The organism is Enterobacter sp. kpr-6 (genome assembly GCF_900116015.1).
GTDB lineage: Bacteria > Pseudomonadota > Gammaproteobacteria > Enterobacterales > Enterobacteriaceae > Enterobacter_D.
Genome location: NZ_FOYH01000002.1, coordinates 70,353 through 97,323 on the forward strand (window position 1 = coordinate 70,353; position 26,971 = coordinate 97,323).

Annotated in this window: 29 protein-coding genes, 2 tRNA genes and 2 pseudogenes; 18 read left to right on the top strand and 15 right to left on the bottom strand. The window is 52.3% G+C overall.

The genetic code is table 11. From position 1 onward, the window contains the following. The first annotated feature begins 4 nt into the window (after positions 1–4). The 10 genes from fliJ (at position 5) to rcsA (ending at position 6,852) form a co-directional block, all read left to right on the top strand. On the top strand, positions 5–448 hold the full coding sequence (gene fliJ, locus BM373_RS05065) for a flagellar export protein FliJ (RefSeq protein WP_090461064.1): 444 nt from the start codon (positions 5–7) through the stop codon (positions 446–448). Further along, complete coding sequence (gene fliK / locus BM373_RS05070) at positions 445–1,710, top strand: flagellar hook length control protein FliK (protein ID WP_090460161.1); 1,266 nt, start codon at positions 445–447, stop codon at positions 1,708–1,710. Before fliJ ends, fliK begins: the two co-directional genes overlap by 4 nt. Before the next feature lie 149 nt (positions 1,711–1,859). After that, the gene (gene fliL, locus BM373_RS05075) at positions 1,860–2,330 is read left to right on the top strand and encodes a flagellar basal body-associated protein FliL (protein WP_090460163.1); all 471 of its coding nucleotides are present in this window, start codon (positions 1,860–1,862) and stop codon (positions 2,328–2,330) included. A gap of 4 nt (positions 2,331–2,334) precedes the next feature. Then, positions 2,335–3,339, top strand: coding sequence for a flagellar motor switch protein FliM (gene fliM, locus BM373_RS05080; protein WP_090460165.1), 1,005 nt, complete (start codon positions 2,335–2,337; stop codon positions 3,337–3,339). Next, positions 3,336–3,749, top strand: a complete 414-nt coding sequence (gene fliN, locus BM373_RS05085; RefSeq protein ID WP_090460167.1) for a flagellar motor switch protein FliN — start codon at positions 3,336–3,338, stop codon at positions 3,747–3,749. The genes fliM and fliN overlap by 4 nt, the downstream gene beginning before the upstream one ends. Positions 3,750–3,751: 2 nt before the next feature. Continuing rightward, positions 3,752–4,126 (top strand): flagellar biosynthetic protein FliO, encoded by a 375-nt coding sequence (gene fliO / locus BM373_RS05090; RefSeq protein ID WP_090460169.1) that lies wholly within the window; start codon positions 3,752–3,754, stop codon positions 4,124–4,126. After that, positions 4,126–4,863 carry a flagellar type III secretion system pore protein FliP gene (gene fliP, locus BM373_RS05095; RefSeq protein ID WP_090460170.1) on the top strand — a complete coding sequence of 246 codons (738 nt, stop codon included), beginning with the start codon at positions 4,126–4,128 and terminating at the stop codon, positions 4,861–4,863. The genes fliO and fliP overlap by 1 nt, the downstream gene beginning before the upstream one ends. Positions 4,864–4,874: 11 nt before the next feature. Further along, positions 4,875–5,144, top strand: a complete 270-nt coding sequence (fliQ, locus tag BM373_RS05100; RefSeq protein WP_090460172.1) for a flagellar biosynthesis protein FliQ — start codon at positions 4,875–4,877, stop codon at positions 5,142–5,144. A gap of 8 nt (positions 5,145–5,152) precedes the next feature. Continuing rightward, positions 5,153–5,938: a flagellar biosynthetic protein FliR gene (gene fliR, locus BM373_RS05105; protein WP_090460174.1), complete on the top strand. Its 786-nt coding sequence runs from the start codon at positions 5,153–5,155 to the stop codon at positions 5,936–5,938. A gap of 290 nt (positions 5,939–6,228) precedes the next feature. Beyond that, on the top strand, positions 6,229–6,852 hold the full coding sequence (rcsA, locus tag BM373_RS05110) for a transcriptional regulator RcsA (protein WP_090460176.1): 624 nt from the start codon (positions 6,229–6,231) through the stop codon (positions 6,850–6,852). Between the two features lie 54 nt (positions 6,853–6,906). On the opposite strand, the gene dsrB is transcribed toward rcsA, so the two are convergent. Continuing rightward, positions 6,907–7,095, bottom strand: a complete 189-nt coding sequence (gene dsrB / locus BM373_RS05115; RefSeq protein ID WP_177220121.1) for a protein DsrB — start codon at positions 7,093–7,095, stop codon at positions 6,907–6,909. A 130-nt stretch (positions 7,096–7,225) separates the two neighbouring features. Between dsrB and yodD the strand changes: the two genes are divergently transcribed. Continuing rightward, the gene (yodD, locus tag BM373_RS05120; protein WP_090460180.1) at positions 7,226–7,456 is read left to right on the top strand and encodes a YodD family peroxide/acid resistance protein; all 231 of its coding nucleotides are present in this window, start codon (positions 7,226–7,228) and stop codon (positions 7,454–7,456) included. A gap of 303 nt (positions 7,457–7,759) precedes the next feature. Then, positions 7,760–8,599, top strand: coding sequence for a mannosyl-3-phosphoglycerate phosphatase-related protein (locus tag BM373_RS05125; RefSeq protein ID WP_090460182.1), 840 nt, complete (start codon positions 7,760–7,762; stop codon positions 8,597–8,599). Here the strand turns inward: BM373_RS05125 and dgcQ are convergent. The 3 genes from dgcQ to BM373_RS05140 all read right to left on the bottom strand — a co-directional run bounded on the left by dgcQ (position 8,554) and on the right by BM373_RS05140 (position 11,563). Beyond that, entirely contained in the window at positions 8,554–10,266 is a 1,713-nt protein-coding gene (gene dgcQ / locus BM373_RS05130) for a cellulose biosynthesis regulator diguanylate cyclase DgcQ (RefSeq protein WP_256214572.1), read from the bottom strand. The two genes, BM373_RS05125 and dgcQ, sit on opposite strands and share 46 nt — an antisense overlap. A gap of 115 nt (positions 10,267–10,381) precedes the next feature. Then, the gene (locus tag BM373_RS05135; RefSeq protein WP_090460184.1) at positions 10,382–10,564 is read right to left on the bottom strand and encodes a YodC family protein; all 183 of its coding nucleotides are present in this window, start codon (positions 10,562–10,564) and stop codon (positions 10,382–10,384) included. A 78-nt stretch (positions 10,565–10,642) separates the two neighbouring features. Further along, positions 10,643–11,563, bottom strand: a complete 921-nt coding sequence (locus BM373_RS05140) for a DUF808 family protein (RefSeq protein ID WP_371261090.1) — start codon at positions 11,561–11,563, stop codon at positions 10,643–10,645. A gap of 169 nt (positions 11,564–11,732) precedes the next feature. Between BM373_RS05140 and yedA the strand changes: the two genes are divergently transcribed. Further along, entirely contained in the window at positions 11,733–12,644 is a 912-nt protein-coding gene (yedA, locus tag BM373_RS05145) for a drug/metabolite exporter YedA (RefSeq protein ID WP_090460188.1), read from the top strand. Positions 12,645–12,646: 2 nt separating this feature from the next. Here the strand turns inward: yedA and BM373_RS05150 are convergent, their stop codons facing one another. Further along, positions 12,647–13,117 carry a very short patch repair endonuclease gene (locus BM373_RS05150; protein ID WP_090460190.1) on the bottom strand — a complete coding sequence of 157 codons (471 nt, stop codon included), beginning with the start codon at positions 13,115–13,117 and terminating at the stop codon, positions 12,647–12,649. 17 nt (positions 13,118–13,134) lie between these two features. Continuing rightward, positions 13,135–13,833, bottom strand: coding sequence for a phosphohydrolase (locus BM373_RS05155; RefSeq protein ID WP_090460191.1), 699 nt, complete (start codon positions 13,831–13,833; stop codon positions 13,135–13,137). Positions 13,834–14,314: 481 nt separating this feature from the next. Between BM373_RS05155 and ompC the strand changes: the two genes are divergently transcribed. Further along, positions 14,315–15,490 (top strand): porin OmpC, encoded by a 1,176-nt coding sequence (gene ompC / locus BM373_RS05160; protein WP_090460193.1) that lies wholly within the window; start codon positions 14,315–14,317, stop codon positions 15,488–15,490. A 404-nt stretch (positions 15,491–15,894) separates the two neighbouring features. Here ompC and BM373_RS05165 read toward each other — a convergent pair whose 3' ends face one another. The 8 genes and pseudogenes from BM373_RS05165 to BM373_RS05195 form a co-directional block, all read right to left on the bottom strand. After that, entirely contained in the window at positions 15,895–17,163 is a 1,269-nt protein-coding gene (locus BM373_RS05165) for a Y-family DNA polymerase (RefSeq protein WP_090460195.1), read from the bottom strand. After that, entirely contained in the window at positions 17,147–17,584 is a 438-nt protein-coding gene (locus tag BM373_RS05170; protein ID WP_090461066.1) for a LexA family protein, read from the bottom strand. The genes BM373_RS05165 and BM373_RS05170 overlap by 17 nt, the downstream gene beginning before the upstream one ends. Before the next feature lie 60 nt (positions 17,585–17,644). Then, on the bottom strand, positions 17,645–18,784 hold the full coding sequence (locus BM373_RS05175; protein WP_090460197.1) for a tail fiber domain-containing protein: 1,140 nt from the start codon (positions 18,782–18,784) through the stop codon (positions 17,645–17,647). 56 nt (positions 18,785–18,840) lie between these two features. Beyond that, positions 18,841–19,800, bottom strand: a complete 960-nt coding sequence (locus tag BM373_RS05180) for a DUF6453 family protein (protein WP_090460199.1) — start codon at positions 19,798–19,800, stop codon at positions 18,841–18,843. A gap of 2 nt (positions 19,801–19,802) precedes the next feature. Then, positions 19,803–21,522, bottom strand: a pseudogene (locus BM373_RS05185) (DUF1983 domain-containing protein); the annotation flags it as partial. Then, positions 21,447–21,884, bottom strand: a complete 438-nt coding sequence (locus BM373_RS05190) for a hypothetical protein (RefSeq protein ID WP_090460201.1) — start codon at positions 21,882–21,884, stop codon at positions 21,447–21,449. The gene BM373_RS05190 and the pseudogene BM373_RS05185, both read right to left, overlap by 76 nt. Before the next feature lie 229 nt (positions 21,885–22,113). After that, a complete protein-coding gene (locus BM373_RS21385) occupies positions 22,114–22,587 on the bottom strand; it encodes a hypothetical protein (protein WP_143102625.1) in 474 nt (157 codons plus the stop codon). 467 nt (positions 22,588–23,054) lie between these two features. Continuing rightward, the gene (locus BM373_RS05195) at positions 23,055–23,318 is read right to left on the bottom strand and encodes a hypothetical protein (protein ID WP_090460203.1); all 264 of its coding nucleotides are present in this window, start codon (positions 23,316–23,318) and stop codon (positions 23,055–23,057) included. Between the two features lie 128 nt (positions 23,319–23,446). Between BM373_RS05195 and BM373_RS05200 the strand changes: the two are divergent. Then, a pseudogene (locus tag BM373_RS05200) lies at positions 23,447–23,887 on the top strand (tyrosine-type recombinase/integrase); the annotation flags it as partial. A gap of 93 nt (positions 23,888–23,980) precedes the next feature. Here the strand turns inward: BM373_RS05200 and BM373_RS05205 are convergent. Continuing rightward, positions 23,981–24,070: transfer RNA gene (locus BM373_RS05205), tRNA-Ser, on the bottom strand. A gap of 93 nt (positions 24,071–24,163) precedes the next feature. Here BM373_RS05205 and mtfA point away from each other — a divergent pair. From mtfA to glgC, 3 genes are all read left to right on the top strand, one after another. Then, positions 24,164–24,961: a DgsA anti-repressor MtfA gene (mtfA, locus tag BM373_RS05210; protein ID WP_090460207.1), complete on the top strand. Its 798-nt coding sequence runs from the start codon at positions 24,164–24,166 to the stop codon at positions 24,959–24,961. A 100-nt stretch (positions 24,962–25,061) separates the two neighbouring features. Continuing rightward, positions 25,062–25,137: transfer RNA gene (locus tag BM373_RS05215), tRNA-Asn, on the top strand. A 544-nt stretch (positions 25,138–25,681) separates the two neighbouring features. Further along, positions 25,682–26,965 (top strand): glucose-1-phosphate adenylyltransferase, encoded by a 1,284-nt coding sequence (glgC, locus tag BM373_RS05220; RefSeq protein WP_090460209.1) that lies wholly within the window; start codon positions 25,682–25,684, stop codon positions 26,963–26,965. Positions 26,966–26,971: the final 6 nt, after the last annotated feature.

The window sequence follows — 26,971 nt, forward strand, 5'->3', positions numbered from 1 at the left end:
GATGATGGCACAGAACAGTGCGTTAGCGACGCTAAAAGATTTGGCAGAGAAAGAAGTAGACAGCGCGGCGATAGCCCTGGGCGAGATGCGCCGGGGATGCCAGCAGGCCGAAGAGCAGCTCAAAATGCTGATGGATTATCAGAATGAGTATCGCAATAACCTGAATCTCGATATGACCCAGGGGATCGGCAGTCAGCGCTGGCAGAACTATCAGCAATTTATTACGACGCTTGAAAAAGCCATCGAACAGCACCGCCAGCAGCTTATGCAGTGGACCAATAAAGTTGAGATGGCACTGAAAAGCTGGCGGGAAAAGAAACAACGTTTGCAGGCCTGGCAAACCTTACAGGACCGGCAATCCGCCGCCACGCTGCTTGCGGAAAACCGTCTTGAACAGAAAAAAATGGATGAATTTGCTCAGCGCGCTTCAATGAGGAAAACCGAATGATCTCTTTACCAAAACTGATAACGACAGATGCAGAGGCCCCCGCTTCCGGCCTGATGGCAGGTAAAGCGGACACCAGCGCGCAGGATTTTCTGTCGCTGCTTTCCGGCGCGATGGCAGGCACCACGGCTCAGGGTGAAGGCGATACGCTGACCCTGGCCGATTTGCAGGCGGCGGGTGGAAAGTTAACCAAAGGGTTGCTCGCCAAAGACGCTGATGTGGCGCAACCGCGCAGCGTTGCCGCCCAGCTTGCCGATATTCTTGGTCGTCAAAGCGCTAAAGCCGATCTGAAAACCGATGCCCAGGCCGAAGAGACCGCTCAGGATCAGGCGCTCAACCCGCTGCTCACCACCGGGCTGAAAAATGACACACTGGCGATACTCAGCAAAGCGGCGAAAGCCGATGATGACGAGTCAACCACGCTTAATGAAGAAGAATTAGCCGGGCTGAATGCGTTGATGGCCATGTTGCCGCATCAGCAAAACGCCATCGTTGCGCCGACCACCAGCACCGCTTTGACGGCCAGCGCGACGCAGGGGATTAACCTGACGCCGACGGTCAAAGGCGCGGATGCCGCGTTAACCTCCTCCGATGTGAAAGGGGATAAAGGCCAGAGCGCCACCGCCGCTAAAGGTGAGCAGACCGCCCTGAACAGCCAGTTGCAGAGTGCTGACAACGGGCAACAGACTGCGGTGCAGCCCTCTGCCAGCGCAGTGAAAGCCGATGAACACGCGGCGATTCAGGCAATTAATACCACCGTCAGCGCCGCGCCTGCGGTGAGCACGGCCGCCCCCGCGCAGGCCAGCGCTCCCGTTGCCGCACCGGTGATCAGCGCCCCGCTGGGTAGCCACGAGTGGCAGCAGACCATCAGCCAGAACATCACTATGTTTACCCGTCAGGGCAAGCAAAGCGCTGAACTGCGTCTGCATCCGGAAGATCTGGGCCAGGTGCAAATCAGTCTTAAGATTGATGATAACCAGGCGCAGTTGCAGATGGTTTCTCCGCACAGCCATGTTCGCGCTGCACTTGAAGCTGCCCTGCCGGTTCTGCGTACCAACCTCGCGGAAAGCGGGATTGAACTGAGCCAGAGCAGCATCAGCAGCGAAAGTTTCGCCGGTCAGCAACAGTCCTCATCCCAGCAGCAGCAGGCTTCCCGCAGCGGTGGACGTGAGATTTTTGGTGCCGATGATGACGAATCCATCGCGGTACCCGCCAGCCTGCAATCGGCTTCCCGCGGTAATAACGCCGTGGATATCTTTGCCTGATAGCCTCATCGACGTGCAGGCAACGTGAAGGATGACGGGGATAAACGGAAAAGGTAGCGTGATTATCCCCGTCTATTCCGCCCTTTGACGGACGCAGGACACGGGATAATCATTGCATCAGCAGTACCGAAACAGGAAGCTTGTAACAGATGACTGACTCCGCCATTCCCAAAAAAAGTAAGCGTGCAATCTGGATCCCGCTGTTGGTGTTGATCACCCTTGCAGCCTGCGCGACCGCTGGCTACAGCTACTGGCGTATGCAGCAGCATCCGGCAGATGCCAGCGCCAAAGAAGAGGCTCCACCGCCGCCTGCACCGGTTTTCTTTGCGCTTGATACGTTTACCGTAAATCTGGGCGATGCCGATCGTGTGCTGTATGTGGGCATTACGCTGCGCCTGAAAGATGATGCCACCCGCGCGCGTCTGAGTGAATATTTGCCGGAAGTGCGCAGTCGTTTACTGCTGCTTCTCTCGCGCCAGGATGCCACTCAACTGGCAACCGACGATGGTAAACAGAAGTTAGTTGCCTCGATTAAAGAGACGCTTTCTCCGCCGTTAGTCGCCGGGCAACCGAAGCAGGAAGTGACTGACGTTCTTTATACAGCTTTCATTCTGCGGTAAAGACATGGGCGACAGTATTCTTTCTCAGGCCGAAATCGATGCGCTGCTTAATGGCGACAGCGACAGTAGCGACGCTCCGAAACCCGGTGAGGGTTTCGAGAGTGAAATTCGCCCCTATGATCCCAATACGCAGCGCCGCGTGGTGCGCGAACGCCTGCAGGCGCTGGAGATCATCAACGAGCGTTTTGCGCGTCAGTTCCGTATGGGGTTGTTTAACCTGTTACGTCGCAGCCCGGATATTACCGTTGGCGCGATCCGTATTCAGCCCTATCACGAGTTTGCGCGTAACCTGCCGGTACCGACAAACCTGAACCTGATCCACTTAAAACCGCTGCGCGGCACCGGGCTGTTTGTGTTTTCACCGAGCCTTGTGTTTATCGCCGTGGACAACCTGTTCGGTGGCGATGGCCGCTTCCCGACGAAAGTGGAAGGCCGTGAGTTTACGCACACTGAGCAGCGGGTCATCAACCGCATGCTGAAGCTGGCCCTTGAAGGCTACAGCGATGCGTGGAAAGCGATTCACCCGCTGGATGTGGAATATGTGCGTTCGGAGATGCAGGTGAAGTTCACCAACATCACCACGTCGCCGAACGATATCGTCGTCAATACCCCTTTCCATGTGGAAATCGGTAACCTGACCGGCGAATTTAATATCTGTCTGCCCTTCAGCATGATTGAGCCGCTGCGTGAAACGCTGGTCAATCCGCCGCTGGAGAACTCCCGCCATGAAGATCAGAACTGGCGCGATAATCTGGTGCGTCAGGTGCAACATTCTGAGCTGGAGCTGATTGCCAATTTTGGTGACGTCCCCCTGCGCCTGTCGCAGATACTCAAACTTCAACCCGGCGATGTGCTGCCGATCGAGAAACCCGATCGCATTATCGCCCATGTGGACGGGGTGCCTGTGCTCACCAGCCAGTACGGTACGGTTAACGGCCAGTATGCCCTGCGTGTAGAGCACTTGATCAACCCGATTTTGAATTCGCTGAACGAGGAACAGCCCAAATGAGTGATATGAACAATCCGTCCGATGAGAACAGCAGTGTGGACGATCTCTGGGCTGACGCGTTAAATGAACAGAAAACCACGACCACGAGCAAAAGCGCCGCCGACGCGGTGTTCCAGCAACTGGGCGGCGGCGATGTCAGCGGCACGTTGCAGGATATCGATCTGATTATGGATATCCCGGTCAAACTGACCGTGGAACTGGGTCGTACCCGCATGACCATTAAAGAGTTGCTGCGTCTGACGCAGGGTTCGGTGGTGGCGCTGGACGGTCTGGCCGGTGAGCCGCTGGATATTCTGATCAACGGCTATCTGATTGCCCAGGGTGAAGTTGTGGTCGTCGCCGATAAATACGGCGTGCGCATTACCGATATCATCACCCCGTCTGAGCGCATGCGCCGTCTGAGCCGCTAAGTATGAAAACCCAGGCCACTGTTGCCCAGCCTTCTGCCGTTCACGGCTCGCCACTGCTACAGGTTAGCGGCGCGCTGTTTGGCATCATCGCGATGATCCTGGCGGTGGCGTGGCTGGCAAAACGTTTTGGTTTTGGTGGCCGTGTCGCCAGTGCCAAAGGCCTGAAAATCAGCGCCAGCACCACGGTTGGCCCGCGCGAGCGCGTGATCGTGGTGGACGTTGACGACGCCCGGCTGGTGCTCGGCGTCACTGCTTCACAAATTAATCTGCTGCATACCCTTCCGCCTGCGCCCGCAGTGCCAGAAGAGGCGAAAGCCAACACCCCGGATTTCCAGTCCGTGTTAAAGAATTTGCTCAAGCGTTCCGGGAGATCCTGATGCGCCGTTTGTTACTCCTTGCGCTGTCAGGCTTAATGCTGGTCGCGCCGTCTGCCTTTGCTCAGCTTCCGGGTTTGATTAGCCAGCCGATGGCGGGTGGTGGTCAGAGCTGGTCGTTGCCGGTGCAAACGCTGGTCTTTATCACCTCGCTGACCTTCCTGCCGGCCATCCTGCTGATGATGACCAGCTTTACGCGCATCATCATTGTCTTTGGCCTGCTGCGAAATGCGCTGGGTACGCCGTCTGCGCCGCCGAACCAGGTGCTGCTCGGACTGGCGCTGTTTTTGACCTTTTTTATTATGTCGCCGGTTATCGATAAGATTTATACCGAGGCCTACCAGCCGTTTTCCGAGAGCAAAATTTCCGTAGACGTGGCGCTGGAGAAAGGCGCACAGCCGTTAAAAGAATTTATGATGCGCCAGACCCGCGAAGCCGATCTAGCCCTGTTCGCCCGTCTTGCCAATACGCCGCCGCTGGCGGGGCCGGAAGCGGTGCCGATGCGCATTCTGCTGCCTGCTTACGTGACCAGCGAACTGAAGACCGCGTTTCAGATTGGTTTCACCATTTTTATTCCGTTCCTGATTATCGACCTGGTGATCGCCAGCGTGCTGATGGCGCTGGGGATGATGATGGTACCGCCAGCCACTATCGCGTTACCGTTTAAACTGATGCTTTTTGTTCTGGTCGATGGCTGGCAATTGCTGGTCGGCTCACTGGCGCAGAGCTTTTATAGCTAGGGGGCACGCCAATGACACCTGAATCGGTCATGATGATGGGCACGGAGGCGATGAAAGTCGCCCTCGCCCTTGCCGCACCGCTGCTGCTGGTGGCGCTGGTTACCGGTCTTATCATCAGTATTTTGCAGGCGGCAACGCAGATTAACGAAATGACGTTGTCGTTCATTCCGAAAATCATCTCTGTGTTTGTCGCTATCGTTGTTGCCGGGCCGTGGATGCTTAATCTGCTGCTCGACTACATGCGCACGCTGTTCAGCAACATTCCTTACATCATCGGATAACGCCCGTCATGCTGCATGTCACCAGCGACCAATGGCTACAATGGCTCGGCATGTATTTCTGGCCGCTGCTGCGCGTGCTGGCGTTGATTTCCACCGCCCCTATCTTAAGTGAACGCACCGTTCCAAAACGGGTGAAGATCGGCCTTGGGGTGGTGATCACTTTTATTATTGCCCCTAACCTGCCCGCCAATGACGTGACGGTGTTTTCGATGGATGCGCTGTGGCTGGCGCTGCAACAGATCCTGATCGGCGTGGCACTGGGCTTTACCATGCAGTTTGCATTTGCCGCCATTCGTACCGCCGGGGAACTGATCGGCCTGCAAATGGGGCTGTCGTTTGCCACCTTTTTCGATCCCTCAAGCAACCTGAATATGCCAGTGCTGGCACGCTTTATGGATTTGCTGGCGCTGCTGCTGTTCTTGTCTTTTAATGGCCATCTGTGGCTGATTTCCATGCTGGTGGACACCTTTCACACCCTGCCGATTGGCGGTGAGCCGGTGAACAGCAATGCGTTTCTGGCGCTGGCACGCGCGGGCGGGCTGATCTTCCTGAATGGCCTGATGCTGGCGCTGCCGGTGATCACCATGCTGCTGACGCTGAACCTGTCGCTGGGGCTGCTTAACCGTATGGCTCCGCAGTTATCCGTTTTTTCCATTGGTTTCCCGGTTACCCTGACCGTCGGCATTTTGTTAATGGTGACCCTGATGCCATTGATTGCCCCCTTCTGCGAACATTTATTCAGCGAGATTTTCAACCTGCTCGCCGATATTCTCAGTGAACTTCCCGGTAAATAATAACCCGTATTTTAGTAACGTCTTTCTGAGGTTATTCCTAAAATAAAATTGTTGCTGCATCCACCAGGATATATCTGGCGTGGCTTAATTGTTTTTAGCCCTTTCACAGATTTGATTGTTCACTTTACTTTGAGAAGATTCCTGGCAAATTATACGTAACTTTACGGGATAGTGTGTTCGCCTGAAGTCATTCCTGCTCAAAGGTTTTTAGATTATTTTCATTCGTTTGGCTGATCTTGAAACTTTCAGCAGGTGGTGAATTATCGTTACGCATTGAGTGAGGGTATGCCATGTCAACGATTATTATGGATTTATGCAGCTATACCCGGTTAGGGCTAACCGGATATCTGGCAAGTCGGGGAGTAAAAAAACGAGAAATCAACAACGTAGAAACCGTATGTGAATTGAGTACAGCGTGCGCTGCTTTCAGGCCAGCGGTGGTGTTTATTAATGAGGACTGCTTTATCCATGACCCGGAGTTGAGTCTGCAAATTAAGCAAATCATTAATCAGCATCCTAAGACGCTGTTTATCGTGTTTATGGCAATTGCCAATATCCATTTTGATGAATATCTGTTAGTGCGAAAAAACTTATTAATTAGTTCAAAATCGATTAAACCTGAATCCCTGGATGACATTTTAGGAGATTGCTTAACCAAAGAAAAAACCGGGAATGGTTCTTTTAATCTCCCTACACTTTCTTTAAGCCGCACTGAATCCAGCATGCTGAAAATGTGGATGTCCGGGCAGGGAACGATTCAGATATCCGATCAAATGAATATTAAAGCGAAAACGGTATCATCACATAAGGGTAATATTAAAAGGAAAATAAAAACGCATAATAAACAGGTTATCTATCACGTTGTACGTCTGACCGATAATGTGACCAGTGGGATCTTCGTTAATATGCGCTAATTACCCTTTTGCCGGGAGGGTAAGCAGGCCTCTCTCCCGACAACAGGGTAAATTTTATTCCTGCAATTCAACAAAAATACCGTCCGGGTGGTCCTTCTCATTAAAGAACCAGATCCCAAGCGGGTAGTCCTCAAGCGACACCAGATACATGGTGCCCTCACTAAATTCTTCGATTGCCAGTACCACGCCCGGACGACGTACACCACCGTCCGTTTTGACCGTCACCCGATCGTTTACCTTCATTTTCAACCTCCTGAACTCATTTTTGCCAGTGTAGATCAAATCTGCGGATCTGGCAGCGTTACCGAACCCGATTGCTGCTTTTCTCTACCGTCTATACTTACACCCACGGTGTGTGAAAAAGGTGACGGCCATGAAACGCGACCACGACAATAACGGGCAATTTGCGAGTGAAGGTGAAGTGAATGTTGATGCTTTGCTGGCGGCAATTAATGAAATTAGCGAAAGCGAAATTCACCGTGTGGAGAGTGATGACGGGCAGCGCGTCAGCGTGGATGGCCGCGATTATCATACGTGGCGCGAGCTGGCTGAAGCCTTTGAACTGGACGTTCGCGATTTCAGTTTTACCGAAGCGAATCGCTAGATGAAAAAAACCCGGTCTGGGGAGACCGGGTCAAAACTTGCGTTTGCAAGAAGCACTTGAAAATTCGTTACACCAGGAAATCTGATGTGGGAGTGACTCTATCTGCAAAATATTTGCAAGACAAGGATATATTGCTTATGTGAATTATTACTTACCTTAGAATTTTCATGAGTGATGGTCGCCAATGCAGGCTGGCTGCTGGTCGGCCAATATTATGCGGTGAAAAGCGGTGATTCACCGGTCTTCTAATTGAGAATAATCTTACCCATGCCGTTATGTTAATTGCTTCCAGGGAGATGATTTATGCCAGGTATTGACGATGCGTTGCTGATTTTTACTGACCTCGATGGCACCTTACTCGACAGCCATACTTATGAATGGCAACCTGCCGCCGAATGGCTTGAGCGCCTCCAACAGAAGCAGATCCCGGTCATTCTGTGCAGCAGTAAAACCGCCGCTGAAATGCTCGCCCTTCAAAAAACACTGGGGTTGCAAGGGCTGCCGCTGATTGCGGAAAACGGCGCGGTGATCCAGCTGGATGAGCACTGGCAGGATCATGAGAATTATCCCCGCCTGATTAACGGCGCGTCCCATGATGAGATTGTGACGGTGCTGACGCAGCTACGTGAAAAAAGCGGCGATAAATTCACCCTGTTCAGCGAACTGGATGAGCGCGCTCTTTCGGAAGTCACTGGCCTCACCCCGGCGCAGGCTAACCTCGCCCATCTGCATGAGGCTTCGGAAACGTTGATCTGGCGCGACAGCGATGAACGTATGGCGGCGTTTGAGAAGACGCTTGCCGGACTGGGCTTACGCTTTGTGCAGGGCGCGCGATACTGGCACGTGCTGGATGAACGGGGCGGCAAGGATCAGGCTGTCAACTGGCTGACCCGCCAGTATCGCCAGCAGGAAGGTAAAACCTTTACCACCGTGGGGCTGGGCGACGGACCAAACGATGCGCCGCTGCTGGATAACGTCGATTTTGCGGTGGTGGTGAAAGGGCTTAACCGGGATGGCGTGACGCTGCGCCGGGATGAACCCGAGCGCGTCTACCGGACGGAACTGAAAGGCCCGGCGGGCTGGCGCGAAGGGCTGGATCATTTGCTTGGCGAGGGTTCCTCGTCGTCAACGGACCAGACCTGATTCCGCCCTGCCCGTTTAGCCAGATAAAGCCGCCGGTCGGCAATGGATTGCAGCGCGTCAAAGCTGTAATCCGTCTCCTCCGGCGCGCTGCTGACGCCCAAAGAGGCGCTGATGCGGATGGTCTGGCTGTGATTCACCAGAATTTCTTTCCCGGCGATGCGCATACGAATGCCTTGCGCCACTTCCACTGCTTCCGCCAGCGTTTTGCCGGGGAGCAGCACACAAAACTCTTCGCCCCCTACCCGGCCCGCCACATCATCTTCCCCTAAAGAGCGCGCGATCAGCCGGGCGGCCTGGGTCAGTACTAAATCCCCCGCCTGATGTCCGTAGCGATCGTTAACGCGCTTGAAATGGTCGAGGTCAATCTGGATCACCGACAGGGGCAACTGTTGCTGCGAGCAGAGATCGCACAGCCGCTTCGCCTTTTCAAAGAGCGCGCCGCGATTGTTAAGCCGGGTCAGGGCATCATGCCAGGCCTGCCATTGCAGTGAATGCTGAAGCTGATACATGTTGCTCACCATCCGCCGGATCACGAACCAGGAGATAAGCAGCATGGAGGTAAACAGCAACCATAACAGCCCAAAGACAATGCTGATGGTGCCAAAATCGTCCTGCAAGCCTTCGCGCAGGGTATGGATGCGCAGCAATGCGCCGTCGTAATGCTTCAGGTTCATCCAGCTTATTAATCGGGTGCCGATGCGCAGACTGCCTTCGGTATTTTTTGCCATCGCCTGCGTCAGGCGCTCGCGTTCGCTGTCGTCAAAGGTGCTGACCGGCACCTTATCCCACGTTGAGGAAATCAGCAGAGTAAACTGGTCGTCATAAAGCTGATAGTTTCCGGTGTCTTCTTCTTTTAGCGCCTCTTCCAGTTGCTGCCTGATGGAATCACGCGTGAATTCCACGGCGAGGACGCCATGCCAGTAATGCGCATAATCCATCGGCAGGCTGGCAATCACCGTGCCGCTGTTTTTATCTGCCGCATTCAGCGGCGCGCTGTACCAGCGTATACCGCGGGCCTGGTTCTCCCGCTGTGACTGACCGATAAACCAGGGCGCGTTGATCAGCGCACTATATTGCCTGGCGATACCGGGCACGCTGATGAACCTGCCGCTTGTGAGGTAAAAACCCGCGCGGGAAGCGTACCAGGTTTGCGCCGGGGCAAGCGGAAAGCCCGCCGACAGGCGCATCACGTAGCCCAGTTCCAGCGCGGCAGTCATTTCATTTTGCAGGCCGGGGACGTCGCGGTTTAAGAGTGGATTTTGCGCAATCGCCTCATCAGACACACCACGCAGCGCCAGGGTGCGGCGCTTCTCAACGTTGATTTGCCACTGGGGAGAGCGACGAACGCGGTCAAATTCATTTTGCACATTCACCAGCAGATCGGAGGAAAGCGGCGTGTGCATCGCCGCCTGCATACCGTTGCGGTAAAACAGCAGCAGGTTAACGCCGGTTTGCATTTGTTTGTCCACGGCAACAGCCGCCTTTTCCAGCACACTGCGGTGGCTGGCGACATAAGCGTCCTGCAATACCACCACTTCACGCCAGGTCAGCAGCGTGGAGCTTATCAGCACGATTAAAAAGCAGAGATTGACCACCCGGCCAGGGACAACGTGTTTACGCCATAACATTTTCCAGCGGGTGCGGGCGTTCAAGGGAGAGGACAGCACAAAAACTCCATAAATGATGGGCAGTCAGATCCTGCCTGTACAATCCAGAACGCGCCATAACGGTGGCTTACGTGTTTGCCAACAAAAACGCCCGGCGAGGCCGGGCGTTTCGGATTTACGCCTGTTCGCGAACCTGCTGTACGTTGCCGGGGACCAGCTCTTCTTCGTGAAAAGCCTCCCGTTTAACGCCATAGCCGTCATACCACCGGCACTCCACCATACCGCTGGCAAAGCCGGTGACGATCATTTCAGGGCCACCATTTTTTAGCGTAACTTCATCACTGACAACATAGACCATTGACCGCCTCCAGTATCAGGGTGAAACGATTTCACCTTAGACGAAATTTGGCTATTTTGCGTACTGGTACGCAGAAATTTAATGGGTGGCACCCCGTAAGCGCGTCACGCCTTTGACCAGCATGACGACGATAAACCCAATGATAAAACCCAACACCAGGTTAGCCAACATCGGCAGCAGCGCCTGGATAAACCCGCCGTGTTCAGCGGCATAATGTTCAATGGTGTGATGCAGCGGGCCAATTCCGTGGATCACAATGCCGCCGCCGACCAGGAACATCGCCAGCGTGCCGATGACCGAGAGGGATTTCATCAGCCACGGGGCAACAATTAACAGCCCTTTACCACAGGTTTTCGCAAGCTGACCGGGGCGCTCCGCCAGCCAGTAGCCGACATCATCAAGTTTCACGATGACGCCCACCAGACCGTACACGCCAATCGTGACTAACAGCGCGATCCCCGACAGCACCAGCACCTGGTTTAACAACGGCGCGTCGGCCACGATGCCCAGGGTGATCGCCACAATTTCGGCGGAGAGAATAAAGTCGGTACGTACTGCGCCTTTGATTTTATCGCGCTCAAACTGCTTGGGGTCCTGATTTGCCAGCGCATCAAGACGCTGCTGGCGGGCTTCCGGGCTTTCTTTATGTTTACGGGCATGCAGGCTGTGCAGCACTTTCTCCACGCCTTCAAAGCATAAAAACGCACCGCCAACCATTAACAGCGGCGTAATCGCCCAGGGAATGAAGGCGCTGATCAACAGCGCCAGCGGGACCAGGATGACTTTGTTAAGCAGCGAGCCTTTCGCCACGCCCCAGACGACCGGCAATTCCCGGTTAGCGCGAACCCCCGAAACCTGCTGAGCGTTGAGTGAGAGATCGTCCCCTAACACCCCGGCTGTTTTCTTTGCTGCCAGCTTGCCCATCACCGAGATGTCATCAAGTAACGTAGCAATATCATCAAGTAACGTTAATAAACTACTTCCTGCCAAAATACACATCCTTAGTTTTTACTGAAATTTCACAAAGTATGGTGCATAAACGGGCGTCCTGGAATGCCCGCATCAAAGTCAACAAATAATTAACATTCACGCAGTAACTAAATCCCTCGCCTGGGAGATAGTTTTGACGTTTACTGTATGCGTCCTTTTAATTTCGCTGTGAGGGAGTATGCGTTTCAGGCAATTTTTACCGCTTATTGGTGCACTGTTTACACTTTATATTATTTGGGGTTCCACTTATTTTGTTATCCGCCTCGGCGTCGAAAGCTGGCCGCCGCTAATGATGGCGGGCGTGCGCTTTCTTACGGCAGGCGTGCTGCTGCTGGCGTTTCTGTTTGCCACTGGTCACCGGCTGCCACCGCTGCGTCCCCTGCTTAACGCCGCCCTGATTGGCATTTTGCTGCTGGCGGTGGGGAATGGCATGGTCACCCTGGCCGAGCATCAGAATGTGCCGTCGGGCATCGCCGCCGTGGTGGTCGCCACCGTCCCCCTGTTTACCCTGTGCTTTAGTCGCTTGTTCGGGATTGCCACGCGCAAAATCGAATGGCTCGGGATCGCCATTGGCCTGTGCGGGATTGTGCTGCTTAACAGCGGCGGGAATCTGAGCGGTAACCCATGGGGCGCGATCATGATCCTCATTGGCTCGCTGAGCTGGGCGTTCGGCTCGGTGTACGGTTCCCGTATCGAACTGCCGACCGGTATGATGGCGGGCGCAATCGAGATGGTCACCGCCGGCATCGTTCTGCTGCTGGCCTCCCTGCTGACGGGCGAGAGGCTGACATCGCTGCCGACGCTTCAGGGCTTTTTATCCGTCGGGTATCTGATTGTGTTCGGATCTATTATCGCCATCAATGCGTATATGTTCCTGATCCGCAATACCTCTCCGGCCATCGCCACCAGCTATGCCTATGTGAATCCGGTGGTCGCGGTGCTGTTAGGGACCGGTTTTGCCGGTGAGATCCTCTCCCCTGTCGAATGGGTCGCGCTGGGCATTATCATTTTTGCCGTCGTGCTGGTGACGCTGGGGAAATACTGGTTTCCGGCCCGCCCGATAGTCACTCCCTGCGAAAATAAAAAGTAGCGTCAGTCCAGAGTCTGAATCCCCTGAGTGTCGATCTGCGCGGTGCTTCCGTCGCCGCAGATCCACTCTTCTAACCGCTCTGTCAGCTTTTCATCGTTTAACTTTTGCCGCCCGCGCAAGGCGCATTCCCATACCACCAGCACCCGCCAGCCCTGTTCGTGAAGTTGCGCCATATCCCGCTTATCGCGCTGCACATTTTTACCAATCTTTTCAAGCCAGAAGTCCGTGCGGGTGGCCGGGACTTTGAATAAATAGCAGTGATGCTGATGCCAGAAGCAGCCGTGCGTGAAGATGACACACTGGTAATCGGGGATCACGAAGTCAGGACGGCCGGGGAGCGTGGCGTCCTGCACATGAAAGGGCAGCCCGAGCGCCGTCAGCAACGCCGACAGCCGCTTTTCAATCGCCGTATTGCGTGTACCGATGGCGCGCATATTTTTACTGCGCGTGGCTTTATCGTGAACGTCGGCCATTCGATTTGCCTCCCGAATTATTCCTCTTTTACGCCAAAACGCTGCAACACGGCAGCATCCGTGGCGTAAAAATCACCGTTCAGTTCTGCACTCAGTTTTGCCATGAACTGTACTAAAAACCGGGCGTTATGCGCTGCCAGCGCGCGGCCTTTTTCTGTTTGCATGGTCGCAGGCAGCGCCAGCAGTTTGGTCTGGAAATGATCCAGCGCATAACGTTTATCGTCCAGTGCGCGCCTTTCGGCGAAGGGATCATCAGGCTCAAAGAGCGCGCCGCCAAGCGAACCAGTCACAGCAAAAACGCGCGCAAGGCCAATAGCACCCAGCGCTTCCAGCCGGTCAGCATCCTGCACGATTTTTGCTTCAATGCTGCGTGGCGTAATGGCGGCGCTAAAACTGTGCGCTTCAATGGCATGGGCGACAGGCGCGTGAAGCTCTGCGGGGAAATCGGCAAACTCGTCAGTCAAAATGGAGAGCGTTTGCCGGGCGGCCATTTGTGATGCCTGCGCCCGCTGCGGGTGATTTTTGGCAAGGCTGACCAGATCGTGAAAATAGCAGGCCGTCAGAATCACTAAACCGCTGGCGTTTTCACCCTCCATCAGCGTTTGCGCCGTGGCCCATACACGCCGGAAATGCGCGACATCATGCGCGGCGTCGGCCTGGGTATAGTGCTGCTGCATCCACATATCAAAGCGTTGTTGCCAGTGAGAAAGATCCATCTTTTACCTTCATCAATGTGAAACGTTAACCTTAGCAATATTTCACCCGTTAAGCCTGCCTCTTCTCGCACAACCACGCGAAAGAATATTTAACCGCTCATACGTTCCAGGGAAATAAAACATTCACGTTATTAACGCTTTTGATGCCATTTTTTATTTAATGCTTTCACGCAGATTTTTAGAGGTGAGACGGTTCATTGCAGCAAGGCAAATAAACGAACCAACATTTAAATAACAAAAAAAGTGATTTTATCGCTTATTTAATTACATTATTCCTCATAAATTATTGATGGGAAAAATAGTTCAAGACATTGATATTCATACAAAAAATACCAAGCCACCCAGAAACATTCAGCAATAAATAATATAATTCACTTACATATTTCATTTAAAAAAAAGTGAACTTAGTAGAATAGTATCGGACCTGCAATAAAACTTGATGTTTTATATTCATGCAATTTATGATTAAGGGAATTATATAATGAAAAGAAAAGTACTGGCGATTCTTGTGCCTGCTTTATTAATGGCTGGCGCGGCAAATGCGGCTGAGATTTATAACAAAGACGGTAATAAACTCGATTTATTCGGCAAAGTTGACGCACGCCACACCTTCTCCGATAACCCGGGCGATGATGGCGATGAAACCATCGTTGAACTGGGCTTTAAAGGCGAAACCCAGATCAACAACGATCTGACCGGTTTCGGTACTTTCCTCTCCAAAACCAAAGCAAGCGGTACCGAAGATGACGGTAGCGATTACTACGCTAAACTGGCTTTCGCGGGTCTGAAATTCGCAAACTACGGCTCCTTTGACTACGGCCGTAACTACGGCGTGGTTTATGACGTAGAAGCCTGGACCGATATGCTACCGGTGTTCGGTGGCGATTCTTACACCTGGACCGATAACTTCATGGTTGGCCGTGCAAGCGGCGTTGCCACCTACCGTAACACCGATTTCTTTGGAGCGGTTGATGGCCTGAACTTCGCCGTACAGTACCAGGGCAACAACGAAGGCTCTAACGCTAACGAAGATCAGGAAGGCACCAAGAACGGTCATAACGACGTTCGCTTCCAGAACGGTGACGGTTATGGCCTCTCCACGACTTATGACTTCCAGGGCGATCTCTCCGGCCTGAGCATCGGCGCGGCATATGCGTCTTCCGATCGTACTAACTCACAGGTCGCTGCGGGCGGTATCCATAATCGCTTTAGCAAATCTGCGGGTGGTGAAAGCGCTGATGCATGGACTGTGGGTATGAAGTACGACGCTTACGGCGTCTATCTGGCGATGATGTATGCAGAAACCCACAACATGACCCCGTATGGCGATCAGGGTATTGCTAACCACACCCAGAACTTTGAAGCCGTTGCGCAGTATCAGTTCGACTTCGGCCTGCGTCCGTCTCTGGCATGGGTTTACTCTAAAGGTAACGACCTGGGCGGCAACGTAACGGGTTCCCGTAACAACCGCATTGGCTACACTGACGAAGATCTGGTGAACTACGTTGAAGTGGGCGCGACTTACTACTTCAACAAGAACTTCTCTACCTACGTTGATTACAAAATCAACCTGCTGGATTCTGACGAAGAGTTCTACGACAACAATGGCATCTCTACCGATGACGTGGTTGGTGTTGGTCTGACCTATCAGTTCTGATAAAGCAAAGCGTTCGTTAAAGCCCGCCGCGTGCGGGCTTTTTTATGCCTGCAATTTGGGAATAATGAGAGAGAATGTTTACGCAAGCGGGACTAGTATTCGCAGTGAAGAGTACAGGATTTTCTCAACGGGATATTGGTCACTGAAACGAGACGAGATAAGTGTTTGAATAATGGCGGAGAGAGGGGGATTTGAACCCCCGGTAGAGTTGCCCCTACTCCGGTTTTCGAGACCGGTCTTGATGAGTGCAAAACCAAACACTTAGCAACAAAAGTGAGAAAATTGTACAGTTTTTGTCCCTTATGTTTTCATAAACTTAAACCGCACAAGCTGACCTTTTTCTCACTATATTCGCTCGAAATTTGAGTGGGGAATTGTTGGGAATTACTCCCTATAAATTAGCTTCAGCGCGCTCTGACAATCGGCACTTCTGCGAGCCTTGTCGTATAACGCGGTGAGAGCATTTCCCTTTTCATCTGCCACGACTGCTGCACACCCTGCCCCGCAAAATACAGCGTGCCCTTCCCCTGCTTATTCAGCGTGTCCATTAACGTCATCAGCGCATCACTGCCCGCTCTCGGCGCATGATCGTCGAACAGATTGAGCTGGGCCACGCCCTGGCTGAAGAAGTCCCCCAGCATGATCCCCGCTTTCTGATAGCGGTGACCATCCCGCCATATCGCATCCAGACATCGCGTTGCGGCTGCGATAATGTCGCGGGTGTCCTGCGTCGGCGTGAGCAGTTTAGTGCCAGCCTGGTTGCCGTAATACTGCTCTTTTAATGCAAAGGGCGAGGTCTTCACAAAAACTGAAATGTAACGACAGTACTGATGTTCGCTGCGCAGCTTTTCCGCCGCCCGCGCTGCATAACTGCATATTGCCTGGCGCATTTCGTCGTAATCAGTAATGCGCTCGCCAAATGATCGTGAGCTGACGATTTCCTGCTTTGCCGGTGCGTACTCCTCTAACTCCAGACAGGATTCGCCGCGCAGCTCCCGCACCGTGCGTTCCAGCACCACGTTAAAGTGTTTCCTGATAAAGCGGATATCTGTGTCGGCAAGTTGAAGCGCTTTTGTTATGCCCATGGCTTCCAGCTTCTTCGCGATGCGTCTGCCGACGCCCCACACCTCTTCCACTGGCATCAGCGCCATCAGCCGGCGCTGGCGCTCGACGTTCGACAAATCAACCACGCCCCCGGTCTGTGGATAATCTTTCGCGGCGCGGTTAGCCAGCTTCGCCAGCGTCTTCGTCTGCGCGATACCAACCCCGCACTTCAGTCGTGTATTTCGCCAGACGGTATCTTGGATCTCACGGCCAAAGTCGGCCAGGTCGCGGCAGTTGCGCACGCCAGTCAGGTCACAGAAGCCTTCGTCAATTGAATATATTTCTACGCGAGGACACATCGCCTCCAGTGTCGTCATCACCCGATTGCTCATGTCTCCGTACAGCTCGTAATTACTGGAGAAGATAACCAGTGGCTGCGGGAACGGTGTCTCTCGCAGCTGGAACCAGGGCGCACCCATTTTTATACCGAGCTTTTTGGCTTCGGCGGAGCGCGCTATTACGCAGCCGTCGTTGTTCGACAAAACCACGATAGGCCGCCCGGCCAGATCGGGGCGAAAGGCGGTTTCGCAACTCGCATAAAACGAGTTCATATCAACGAGGGCGAACATTGCGGTGCATCGTGTTGATGACAGAAATGACAACGCCGACGATTTCGAGTCCGTCGGCGTCATAAATTTTGATAGGGGGGTAAGCGGGGTTTTCGGCAAGTAACTGAACCACAGGGTGAGTGACCAGCCTTTTTACAGTGAACTCACCGGCGATGTTAGCGACGACAATATCGCCGTGCTCGGGATGAAGACTGAAATCAACGAGAAGATATGAACCATCAAGGATACCGGCGTTGATCATTGAATCTCCGGCGACGCGGAGCGTGTATGTCGATGAGGGGTGGGGGATGAGATGCGACACAAGGTCGATGCCGCTCTCGATATAGTCAGCGGCAGGACTGGGGAAGCCAGCCGAAACGTGATCCCCGTAAATGGGGATATATACCGGAACGTCCGGAAAAATAAGGCGCTGTAGTTGCATATTATTACCTCCTTTGTAACTAACTGTGTTTATATACAGTAGTTTTATTTGAGGAGGCATTCAAGATCCTGAGGAATAATTCTTTGTAACTTCCTGAAGTTCCTGTATTTGTTTTTGCTGATGCTGGATGGCCTGCGTCAGCTTCATGATGATGGCCATCTGATCGAGGGAATACCCCGCCCCCGGATTGTCAGGATCATAATCGTAATTTTCCAGCCCCTTACCGCGAACCACATCGGGCGACACCTCAACCAGATCCTGAGCAATAAAGCCGTACTGCGTGTCTGATTCTTCGAGAATGCCGCGGGCACGATATTTAAATGAGGCCGCCCGGTACTGCATGACTTCTTCCAGCGCCGCAGCATTATCATCCTGATACTCGATGTCTTTTTTCAGATATTTATCTGATGAGGTGGTGAACGCCACCTGCCCAATCCGCGATCCGTCAACCCACAACTCGAAGGGGTTGGCACCAACTGCCGTCGGACCGCCCCAGTCGAAGTTAAAGCTGCTGCTGCCAAACACCCCGTTTATGCCGCGGCGGGTGTTGTAGCCACCGATGATACGCAGCTTTACCCAGTTGGAATTTCGGGGCTGTAAATCAAGGTATGCCGATCCGCCTACCTCGACCAAATCTGAAGTAAACAGAATATTAGAGGCCAGCCGAAAACTGGTGAGCCAGAGAGAAGTGATGTCGGTATTGTCTCCGGCTGCCGCTGCGCCAATATTTTTTCTCGCATTCAGTGCGTTATTCGCTCCTGTCCCGCCGTCATTGACACTGATGACCCCACCAGCGCCCTTTTGCACCAGCTTCCCCAAAGCCGGGATTTGCATGCTCACGCCATTGATGGTGACGCTGATATTCTGGTTTGCAGCTGTACTGGCGAATGCTTCCCACCCGCTAATATTCTCGTCATATTCGTTAATCAGTTGCGACATAGCCTGAGCCAGACCGTCAACAGACAGCGCATCACTGATGAGGATGCCGTACTTCTGGCCGCTCAGATCCGGGGATGCCGCAGGTGTTACGGCCAGGGAGGTGGCACTGTTGACCGCCGCAATCTGGAACATCTGAACGGGGTTAGAGAGAACAATCAGCGTCTGTCCTGCGCGGACCTGGCTGGCAGCAGCCGTCCAGTTCGTCCCCGTACCGGTGGCTGTGTTGCCGCTGACTGAAAGAGTGCCTGTGTTGTAAATCATATTTTCTCCGGGCATAAAAAACCCGCCGAAGCGGGTTAACAGAATGAGGGGTGGAATTAATACATGGCGTCAATGCAGGGCACCGCAATCGACGTGAGCCGTCTGCCGGTAACCGGGTAATTCGCCGTCCAGCTTGTGCTGACCTTGCCTTTACCACAACGCACAACGTTTCCGCCTCTGACCAGCCCGGCAAACTTAAGCCAGTCCCAGCCGCTCGCTAATGCACTGTCATAGCCGTAACGCCCCAGCATGATCATCGTATTGCCAATATCGGTGCCGTTCCAGCTGGGTACCCATGTCGCGTTCCGGTAGACAAAGGGGCGTTTTGTCGTAGAAAAAACGCATTTACCTGCGGCGTTAATCATATTCAGTCCGCGGCCGGGCACCGGCGCAATCCCACTGGCGAAAATGGCAATTTGCAGGGTTGCAGATGCAGCCACATCGTCGCCGTCACGTTCGGCCAGCACACGAATCGTCGCACCGTCGTAGTCGATCACAACGTTCGGCGCATCCCATTTAGCGAATACAAGATACTGATCGCGGGAAAGTCCGGTAATTTCCGGTGTAGTCCATGCGCCGTTTATCGTCACTGTGCCGCGCCAGACACACTGCCCCACCATGGTGTTATCGGTTATTGCCATAAAATCGGTGCTGTTCTGGATCAGCAGCCCGCGCCCCGACGATGCAGGCAGTATTTGCCAGACTGTCGCCGGAAATGATTTGGCCCTGCCCCAGTTATCTGACCACCAGACATTCTGCGTTACCGTGCTGCCAGAAACGGTGATGCTGTCGAGCACGGCTATTGACGCGATAAGGTTGGTGCCGCGGTTAAGGGAGTAAACACAGCTCTTGGGCATCATGACGATCTGACTGCCGGCAACATAATTTGGTAGCGTGTACTGATTTACGTCCCACGTATCAGGAATGCTCAGGCTGTATGACGGGCACCGCAGCCCGGCGGTGATTTCCATCCGTGGTCCGCCGTCATTCGGGGCAAGTAATAATCCTGATGGCATAATTACCAGTCTCCCAGATGAAGAAAACCACCGTCGTCGAGGTTTACCCTGATGCCGGTACCGTTAATCACGACTTTATTGCTGACGCCATTAAACGAAAAATTGCCGTTTGTCGCGTAAATCGAGCCGCGAACGGTCACATTATTGAACGTTGCATAACCTGACTTGTTGACGTGCCAGCCAACGTTCCCGGTCCCGTCCCAGGTGTTCGACTGGATGTAATCGCCGATCATGGCATTCTGGATCCAGCCATTCCCAATAAATCCCTGACTGATGAATGTCTGCCCATTCTGTATAACAAAGGGCAGCGTCACCGCGCCGCCAGCCTGATTCATTACCGCAAAACGGTCGGCCAGGAAGATCACCTGTGACTGCATGCCCGATGGTGTGTTCTGTACGCCGACGCCCATCCCTGCGGCATACTGCACGCCGTTTGAATCCACACCCACCTTGATGCTGTACATCGCGTTGAGGTTGCCGTTGATGTCGGCCACCGCCTGCGCATTCGTCGTGATTGAAGCTGAATAGCCGTTAACGGTCACAGAAAGCGAGTTGATTTTAGTTGCCGCCGCCTGGGTGAAGTCAGCCATGGTTTCGGCCAGATCGGTAACGTTCGAGATATTACCGCCAGCGGAAGCATCGAGCGTCACCAGCGCCTGTGCAACGGACCGGCTGGCGTCAGCAATAGTGGTATCCACCCGATCGATACTGGCCGAGGTATTCACGTTCTTCGCCGTCTGAGCCCGGCGTGTCGTGACCTGCGCCAGATTCCCCTGAATGATGGCAGTGGCGTTGTTCTTCGTGCCTGCCGTCATCCCCTCGGCAGTTACATTCAGCGTATCGATGCGCTGCGCCAGCGCAGCGTCTGCGGTTGCTACGGTTTTCTCCATGCTGGTAAGCGAGGCACTGAATCCGTCAACGTCGCTACTCAACTCATTGACGTTTTGCTGAACCTGTCCGAGCTGCTGCCCCTGCTCAGTGATCTGCTGCGCCTGCGCGTCCAGTGCGTCGGCGTTTGTCCTGATGTCCTCAGCCATGCCAGCGACTTTCTCACTGGTTTCGACGGCATTCTCGATCATGTCCTTAAAGAGTTCGGTTTCCTTCATTTCTTCGAGGATGGCATTAGTAACATCGGAAACATCAATGCTGGCCTGTCCCCGCACCCAGTCGGTATAACCGGACTCGTTTCCTGTCCGGTCTACCAGTTGCGCGCGGTACCAGAAAACCTGCCCTGCTTTCAGGCCCATCTGCTGATATTTGCGTGCCGGATACGGTATATCTGCCAGCAGCAGCGCATCATTTTCGCTACCGGTGAGGCTATACTGAATTTCAGTTTTCAGCGTATCGTCGGTGTTATCGCAGCTTTGCATCGATCACCTCGGTGAAGCTCTGCAGCGTCATCGTGTCGCCGATCTTCGCACTGTTTGCGTCAGCGGTGAGCTTGCGCAAACGAATTGTCCAGGTGCTGCCAGCCTGAGGTAAGTCGATACGGTGGCTGCGCTCGTAACCTGACGTCGTTTTCCCGGTCACACTGGTATTCAGCACCGTCTGCCATGCGCCGCCGTCCGTCTGGAGATCAATAGCATAGTTGATTGAGTAGCCAACCAAATCGCCGTCGTTTTCCTGCTTATACAGCGAGGGCCACTTCAGGCGCAGGCGAACAGCAGAAAGCTGGGTATTGGTAAATGTCCGGGTCCACGCTGTGGCGCTCGATACTTCGGTAGCACCTTACAAATCTGCTTATCCAGCTCTTCCAGAGCAGCCTGCACATCATAGGTATCCACTGCGATTTTCAAAGTAATCGTCCGTGAATCATTACCGTCACTTTTCTGCGCAACGCCGAAGCGGGTATCGACAAGGTTCTGAATCGCGTAATGCTGCCCTTCTGCCGTCAGGTAAGTGAAATAATCTTCCCCATCAAACGCTGTGGCTGTGTGCTGCGTGTGCGCCAGACCAGCATCTCGCAATTCATTAGCACCGGCTGGCGAGGGAATATCGCCAGACTGCAAAGCACCACGGAAGAACAGCGCATACAACACAGCGAGCGCTTTATCAGACAGTGCCGGGGATTTTATATAACCCATGATGGTTTCCTTTTAGATGTGAGCCTGTCGCACGGGACAGCCGCCCGAGAGAAGCGGATCCCCAGGCTCACGGCTGAAAGACTCTCTTTAGTGCGCGTGCGAGGCGCATAAAAAAAGCCACCAGCGGATGCCAGTGGCTAAGTAGTGAAACACCATCAGACCAAATAATAACTTTATTTTTCTCGAATTATTACGGTGATCAATAAATAGAATATAAAGTAAAACCGTCTCAGTAGGTATTACAAAACACCTGCGTTCCTATTTGATTACAGTAAGTTTGCTTAGGCTGCATTGCTCGCATTGATTGATTAAAATTTTGCAAGTTCTGCTGACGTATTTGTTCATCGTTCATTTTTTTTTGATAATCAGCTGATGCATCTGTCGCATAACCGTCTGTATCAGGGCGCTGGGCAGTTATTTTAATTCCATCGGGGAACCTTGTTGTATCGATATGCTGACTATAGTTTTCAGATGCCCCGCTAGCCCAAACTGCCTGACATGCCTGGGTATACAAATCCCCACTTCCATCAATGACAGTCTTAGGGTAATAGAGATTTAAGGGTGTGTATCCTTGCTGAGTACCATTACAAATGACCATTGCTGATTGAGGTGTGCTGTCGTACTGCACGAGATAGCCAGAAGAAGCGCATCCTGTAATCAACATAATATTAACAGCACAAGTTAATTTAATGAGTCTATGCATGAGATTCTGCCGCAACCTATTCATATTATTGTTAATTGAGGGAGGATTATAACTCAACTTTTTCATTTTTCGTGTATCAATTGACCAAAAAATACAGCAAGAAAAATCATGCTTTGAATGGCAGACCAGCTCTCAGGGATGCCTGTTGTTAAGTCTTATCAGTCGCAACCACTTCTGCCAGTTGAAAAAGAACATAAAGAGGATGAACGCGAACAGCAGCTCAGCAGTTCCCGCAATAATGATTAGAAACCAGACAAGTAGGTCCTGATAGTAGCAATCATCTCATGATCCTTGACGACTAGGGGCCCGCTTCGCGACGCTTCACAGAATGGCTAACCGTTGTGAGGGTGATTTTTGATTCATCCGCCGTAGGGGATAGACATTATCAAGCGTCCCGATTGAGACGCTTTGTAATGGCTATAAAAAATCCCCACATCAGGGGCTTGACTCGGATCGGATTGGTTCGTCTACAGACAATTTTGTGAATGCTTTAACTTTTCTGTTGTTTCATCGCATTTACTCTGAAGAAATTCCAGCTGCTGTGCAGCATCGTTTTTAATCATATCAATAACGATGCAATAACCCTCGACCCATATCTTATTAGCTGTGTTATGTACCAGTCTTTCAAAAATTTGAACCCACTCTGGGTTAGGCACACCCTCAAGTTCGAAATATGTTAATACCCCATTAAACCTACGGCTACGGTATTCATCAACTCCCAGTATTTTCATGCAAGTCATCCCACTGACACTACAGGACGGATATGAATACCACTCAACTAAGAAAAATCCTACAACCATAATTAATAGGTGTTTCATTCAATCTCATAGTACATCGTTTAGATCTGACAAACTTGCATGTAAGGTTAGCCTACCTTTGCGCAGCCAGGGTGTCAGATGTTCTTAAAATGAACTGGAATCAGATAATGGATCATGGAATTTTCATCCAACAAGGCAAGACTGGTATTAAGCAGATCAAAGCATGGAATGACCGGCTGAGGTCTGCCATAGAGATATGTAAGCCGTGGGGAGATGAAGGGCCGGTAATCAGGACGATGTACGGCGAGAGGTATTCGTATAAAGGTTTTAATGAAGCCTGGAGAAAGGCGCGATCTGGCGCAAGTGAAAAACTGGGGCGGGCTCTTGATTGCACCTTCCACGATCTGAAAGCAAAAGGTATTTCGGACTACGAAGGATCCAGCAAAGAGAAGCAGGTTTATAGCGGCCACAAGACCGAGTCACAGGTTTTGGTTTACGACAGAAAGGTGAAAGTGAGTCCGACATTGAACAGAAAAATGTGAGCTTTGAAGCTCGTTTTTTTCTCAGCGGATTTTCTCACATTTTCTCAACGGGATGTTGGTCACTGAAACGAGACGAGATAAGTGTTTGAATAATGGCGGAGAGAGGGGGATTTGAACCCCCGGTAGAGTTGCCCCTACTCCGGTTTTCGAGACCGGTCCGTTCAGCCGCTCCGGCATCTCTCCGTTTTGATGGTTGCCATCATGCCAGGTAATTTGGCATTTTAACAGACCCTGTCCCTGCAATTATGTTCAAGTGACGAGTTTGCGAGCAAAGCGATGATAAAGTGGCCCTGGAAAGCAAGTGAAACCACACGGACGACGATCCTCCCCTGGGAAGACGCGCTAAATATCCCTGTTCTGGCGAGTCTGTCCACGGATGAGCAAAACCGGCTTATTCAGCTTGCCGATCGCTTTTTACAGCAAAAACGTCTGGTGGTGTTACAGGGGCTGGAACTGGATGCGCTGAAAAACTGCCGTATTGCCCTGATCTTTTGTCTACCCGTGCTGGAACTCGGCATTGAATGGCTGGATGGTTTCCACGAAGTGCTGATTTACCCTGCGCCATTCGTGGTCGATGACGAATGGGAAGATGATATTGGCCTGGTGCATAATCAGCGTATGGTGCAGTCTGGTCAAAGCTGGCAGCAGGGGCCGGTGATCCTCAACTGGCTCGACATTCAGGATTCCTTTGACGCCTCAGGCTTTAACCTCATTATTCATGAAGTCGCGCATAAGCTCGATACGCGTAACGGCGATCGCGCCAGCGGCATTCCCCTGATCCCTCTGCGCGAAGTCGCAGGCTGGGAGCACGACCTGCATGCGGCAATGAACAATATTCAGGATGAAATTGATCTGGTAGGCGAAAGTGCAGCCAGCATTGATGCCTATGCCGCAACCGATCCAGCAGAGTGTTTCGCCGTGCTCTCTGAATATTTCTTCAGTGCCCCGGAGCTGTTTGCGCCACGATTCCCTGCCCTCTGGCAACGTTTCTGCCATTTCTATGCGCAGGACCCGCTGGCACGTCTACGTGATAATAGCGCCCCGCTGCGGGACGATATGCCACATGTTCACTGAAAGAGCGATTTGCGGCAAAATTCACCAGTTGAATCAGCCAGTTAATTTTACTGTTGACACAATTATGACGGGCCAGTAGTATGCGCCTCGTTCACACGATTCCTCTGTAGTTCAGTCGGTAGAACGGCGGACTGTTAATCCGTATGTCACTGGTTCGAGTCCAGTCAGAGGAGCCAACTTCTTGTGTCATTCCCCTTTTCCCTTGTTTCCCTGAAAATCGCGTCAAACATCTCCATCTTGCTTTTCGCCTGTAACACCACTCACTTATTACCCATTAGTTTTTCTTTTATCGTTTTCTCGTAACGCCACCCGATAATGCGTTGTCTGACCGCATTTGATATTTATCCTATAAATATATCTAACAAATTAAATTCAATATTTATATTTAATAATATTTTTATAAACAAATAATCCGTAATAATTTCAAAGCCGCCCGTTCCGTCACATATTCGGAATAACAATTTACTTTTAAGCACCGGGAGGCAGGTGTATTATTCAGGTCAGCGATATCAACGATGATAACAGCATGAATAGCGGTGCTTTTCATTACCGAATGACCGGTAATTATAGCCTGCTCGTGTACCTGTCTTAATACATACCTTTTAAATGTCTTATTGAGATATTGGGAATTTGCTTTTTCGCTTATGTAGCATGAATGATTCAACTTCAGTTCGGCGTACAGGGTGTATGCGTTGCTGAAGCATAAAGAAAGGAGTTCGTATGGTTAAGTTTGAAAATAACGATCGTCTCATGCTGGCGCGCCAGTTACCTCTTAAAACTGTGGCGCTGATCCTGGCCGGAGGCCGGGGAACCCGTCTGAAAGACTTAACCACGGTGCGCGCAAAACCTGCCGTGCATTTTGGCGGTAAGTTTCGAATCATTGATTTTGCCTTATCTAACTGCATCAATTCCGGTATTCGCCGCATTGGGGTGGTCACTCAGTATCAGTCGCACTCGCTGGTGCAGCATATCCAGCGCGGCTGGTCATTCTTCAATGAAGAAATGAATGAATTTGTCGATCTGCTCCCGGCGCAGCAGCGGTTACACGGTGAGAACTGGTATCGCGGCACAGCCGATGCGATTACTCAAAACCTCGATATTATTCAACGCTATAAAGCAGACTACGTGCTTATCCTCGCTGGTGACCACATCTATAAACAAGATTATTCGCGCATGCTGATTGATCACGTCGAAAAAGGCGCACGCTGTACTGTCGGCTGCATGCCGGTACCGGTTGAAGAAGCGAGCGCTTTTGGCGTGATGGCGGTGGATGAGAACCACCGTATTATTGATTTCGTTGAAAAACCGACCACTCCTCCCACCCTGCCCGGCGATCCCAGCCGTTCACTCGCCAGCATGGGCATTTATATTTTTGACGCTGATTACCTTTTTGAAATGCTGCAACAAGACGATGAAGATGAACAGTCCAGCCACGATTTTGGCAAGGACATCATCCCTAAAATTACCCAAGCGGGCTGCGCCAGCGCCCATCCTTTCCCTCTCTCCTGTGTGCAATCAGACAGCAACGCGGAACCCTACTGGCGCGATGTCGGGACGCTCGAAGCCTACTGGAAGGCCAATCTGGATCTCGCGTCGGTCACGCCTGAACTGGATATTTATGACAGCAACTGGCCTATCCGCACCTATACCGAATCCCTGCCCCCCGCCAAGTTTGTTCAGGATCGCAGCGGCAGCTATGGCATGACAATGAATTCTCTCGTGTCTGGGGGATGCATCATTTCAGGCTCAATGGTCGTGCATTCCGTGCTGTTCCAGCGCGTCAGAATTAACTCATTCTGTAATATTGATTCCGTCGTTCTGCTCCCGGATGTCAATGTCGGACGCTCCTGTCGCCTGCGTCGCTGCGTAATTGATCGCGGCTGCGTATTACCCGAAGGCATGATTATTGGTGAAAACGCCGAAGAAGATGCGCGTCGTTTTTATCGCTCCAGTGAAGGTATCGTTCTGGTCACCAAAGATATGCTGGCCAGACTGAATAAGTGATTGTGT

Excerpts from the sequence above, each read along its gene's own strand:
- fliJ (WP_090461064.1), top strand. The coding sequence starts at position 5 with ATGGCACAGAACAGTGCGTTAGCGACGCTAAAAGATTTGGCAGAGAAA.
- fliK (WP_090460161.1), top strand. The coding sequence starts at position 445 with ATGATCTCTTTACCAAAACTGATAACGACAGATGCAGAGGCCCCCGCT.
- fliL (WP_090460163.1), top strand. The coding sequence starts at position 1,860 with ATGACTGACTCCGCCATTCCCAAAAAAAGTAAGCGTGCAATCTGGATC.
- fliM (WP_090460165.1), top strand. The coding sequence starts at position 2,335 with ATGGGCGACAGTATTCTTTCTCAGGCCGAAATCGATGCGCTGCTTAAT.
- fliN (WP_090460167.1), top strand. The coding sequence starts at position 3,336 with ATGAGTGATATGAACAATCCGTCCGATGAGAACAGCAGTGTGGACGAT.
- fliO (WP_090460169.1), top strand. The coding sequence starts at position 3,752 with ATGAAAACCCAGGCCACTGTTGCCCAGCCTTCTGCCGTTCACGGCTCG.
- fliP (WP_090460170.1), top strand. The coding sequence starts at position 4,126 with ATGCGCCGTTTGTTACTCCTTGCGCTGTCAGGCTTAATGCTGGTCGCG.
- fliQ (WP_090460172.1), top strand. The coding sequence starts at position 4,875 with ATGACACCTGAATCGGTCATGATGATGGGCACGGAGGCGATGAAAGTC.
- fliR (WP_090460174.1), top strand. The coding sequence starts at position 5,153 with ATGCTGCATGTCACCAGCGACCAATGGCTACAATGGCTCGGCATGTAT.
- rcsA (WP_090460176.1), top strand. The coding sequence starts at position 6,229 with ATGTCAACGATTATTATGGATTTATGCAGCTATACCCGGTTAGGGCTA.
- dsrB (WP_177220121.1), bottom strand. The coding sequence starts at position 7,095 with ATGAAGGTAAACGATCGGGTGACGGTCAAAACGGACGGTGGTGTACGT.
- yodD (WP_090460180.1), top strand. The coding sequence starts at position 7,226 with ATGAAACGCGACCACGACAATAACGGGCAATTTGCGAGTGAAGGTGAA.
- BM373_RS05125 (WP_090460182.1), top strand. The coding sequence starts at position 7,760 with ATGCCAGGTATTGACGATGCGTTGCTGATTTTTACTGACCTCGATGGC.
- BM373_RS05135 (WP_090460184.1), bottom strand. The coding sequence starts at position 10,564 with ATGGTCTATGTTGTCAGTGATGAAGTTACGCTAAAAAATGGTGGCCCT.
- BM373_RS05140 (WP_371261090.1), bottom strand. The coding sequence starts at position 11,563 with ATGTGTATTTTGGCAGGAAGTAGTTTATTAACGTTACTTGATGATATT.
- yedA (WP_090460188.1), top strand. The coding sequence starts at position 11,733 with ATGCGTTTCAGGCAATTTTTACCGCTTATTGGTGCACTGTTTACACTT.
- BM373_RS05150 (WP_090460190.1), bottom strand. The coding sequence starts at position 13,117 with ATGGCCGACGTTCACGATAAAGCCACGCGCAGTAAAAATATGCGCGCC.
- BM373_RS05155 (WP_090460191.1), bottom strand. The coding sequence starts at position 13,833 with ATGGATCTTTCTCACTGGCAACAACGCTTTGATATGTGGATGCAGCAG.
- ompC (WP_090460193.1), top strand. The coding sequence starts at position 14,315 with ATGAAAAGAAAAGTACTGGCGATTCTTGTGCCTGCTTTATTAATGGCT.
- BM373_RS05165 (WP_090460195.1), bottom strand. The coding sequence starts at position 17,163 with ATGTTCGCCCTCGTTGATATGAACTCGTTTTATGCGAGTTGCGAAACC.
- BM373_RS05170 (WP_090461066.1), bottom strand. The coding sequence starts at position 17,584 with ATGCAACTACAGCGCCTTATTTTTCCGGACGTTCCGGTATATATCCCC.
- BM373_RS05175 (WP_090460197.1), bottom strand. The coding sequence starts at position 18,784 with ATGATTTACAACACAGGCACTCTTTCAGTCAGCGGCAACACAGCCACC.
- BM373_RS05180 (WP_090460199.1), bottom strand. The coding sequence starts at position 19,800 with ATGCCATCAGGATTATTACTTGCCCCGAATGACGGCGGACCACGGATG.
- BM373_RS05190 (WP_090460201.1), bottom strand. The coding sequence starts at position 21,884 with ATGGGTTATATAAAATCCCCGGCACTGTCTGATAAAGCGCTCGCTGTG.
- BM373_RS21385 (WP_143102625.1), bottom strand. The coding sequence starts at position 22,587 with ATGCATAGACTCATTAAATTAACTTGTGCTGTTAATATTATGTTGATT.
- BM373_RS05195 (WP_090460203.1), bottom strand. The coding sequence starts at position 23,318 with ATGAAAATACTGGGAGTTGATGAATACCGTAGCCGTAGGTTTAATGGG.
- mtfA (WP_090460207.1), top strand. The coding sequence starts at position 24,164 with ATGATAAAGTGGCCCTGGAAAGCAAGTGAAACCACACGGACGACGATC.
- glgC (WP_090460209.1), top strand. The coding sequence starts at position 25,682 with ATGGTTAAGTTTGAAAATAACGATCGTCTCATGCTGGCGCGCCAGTTA.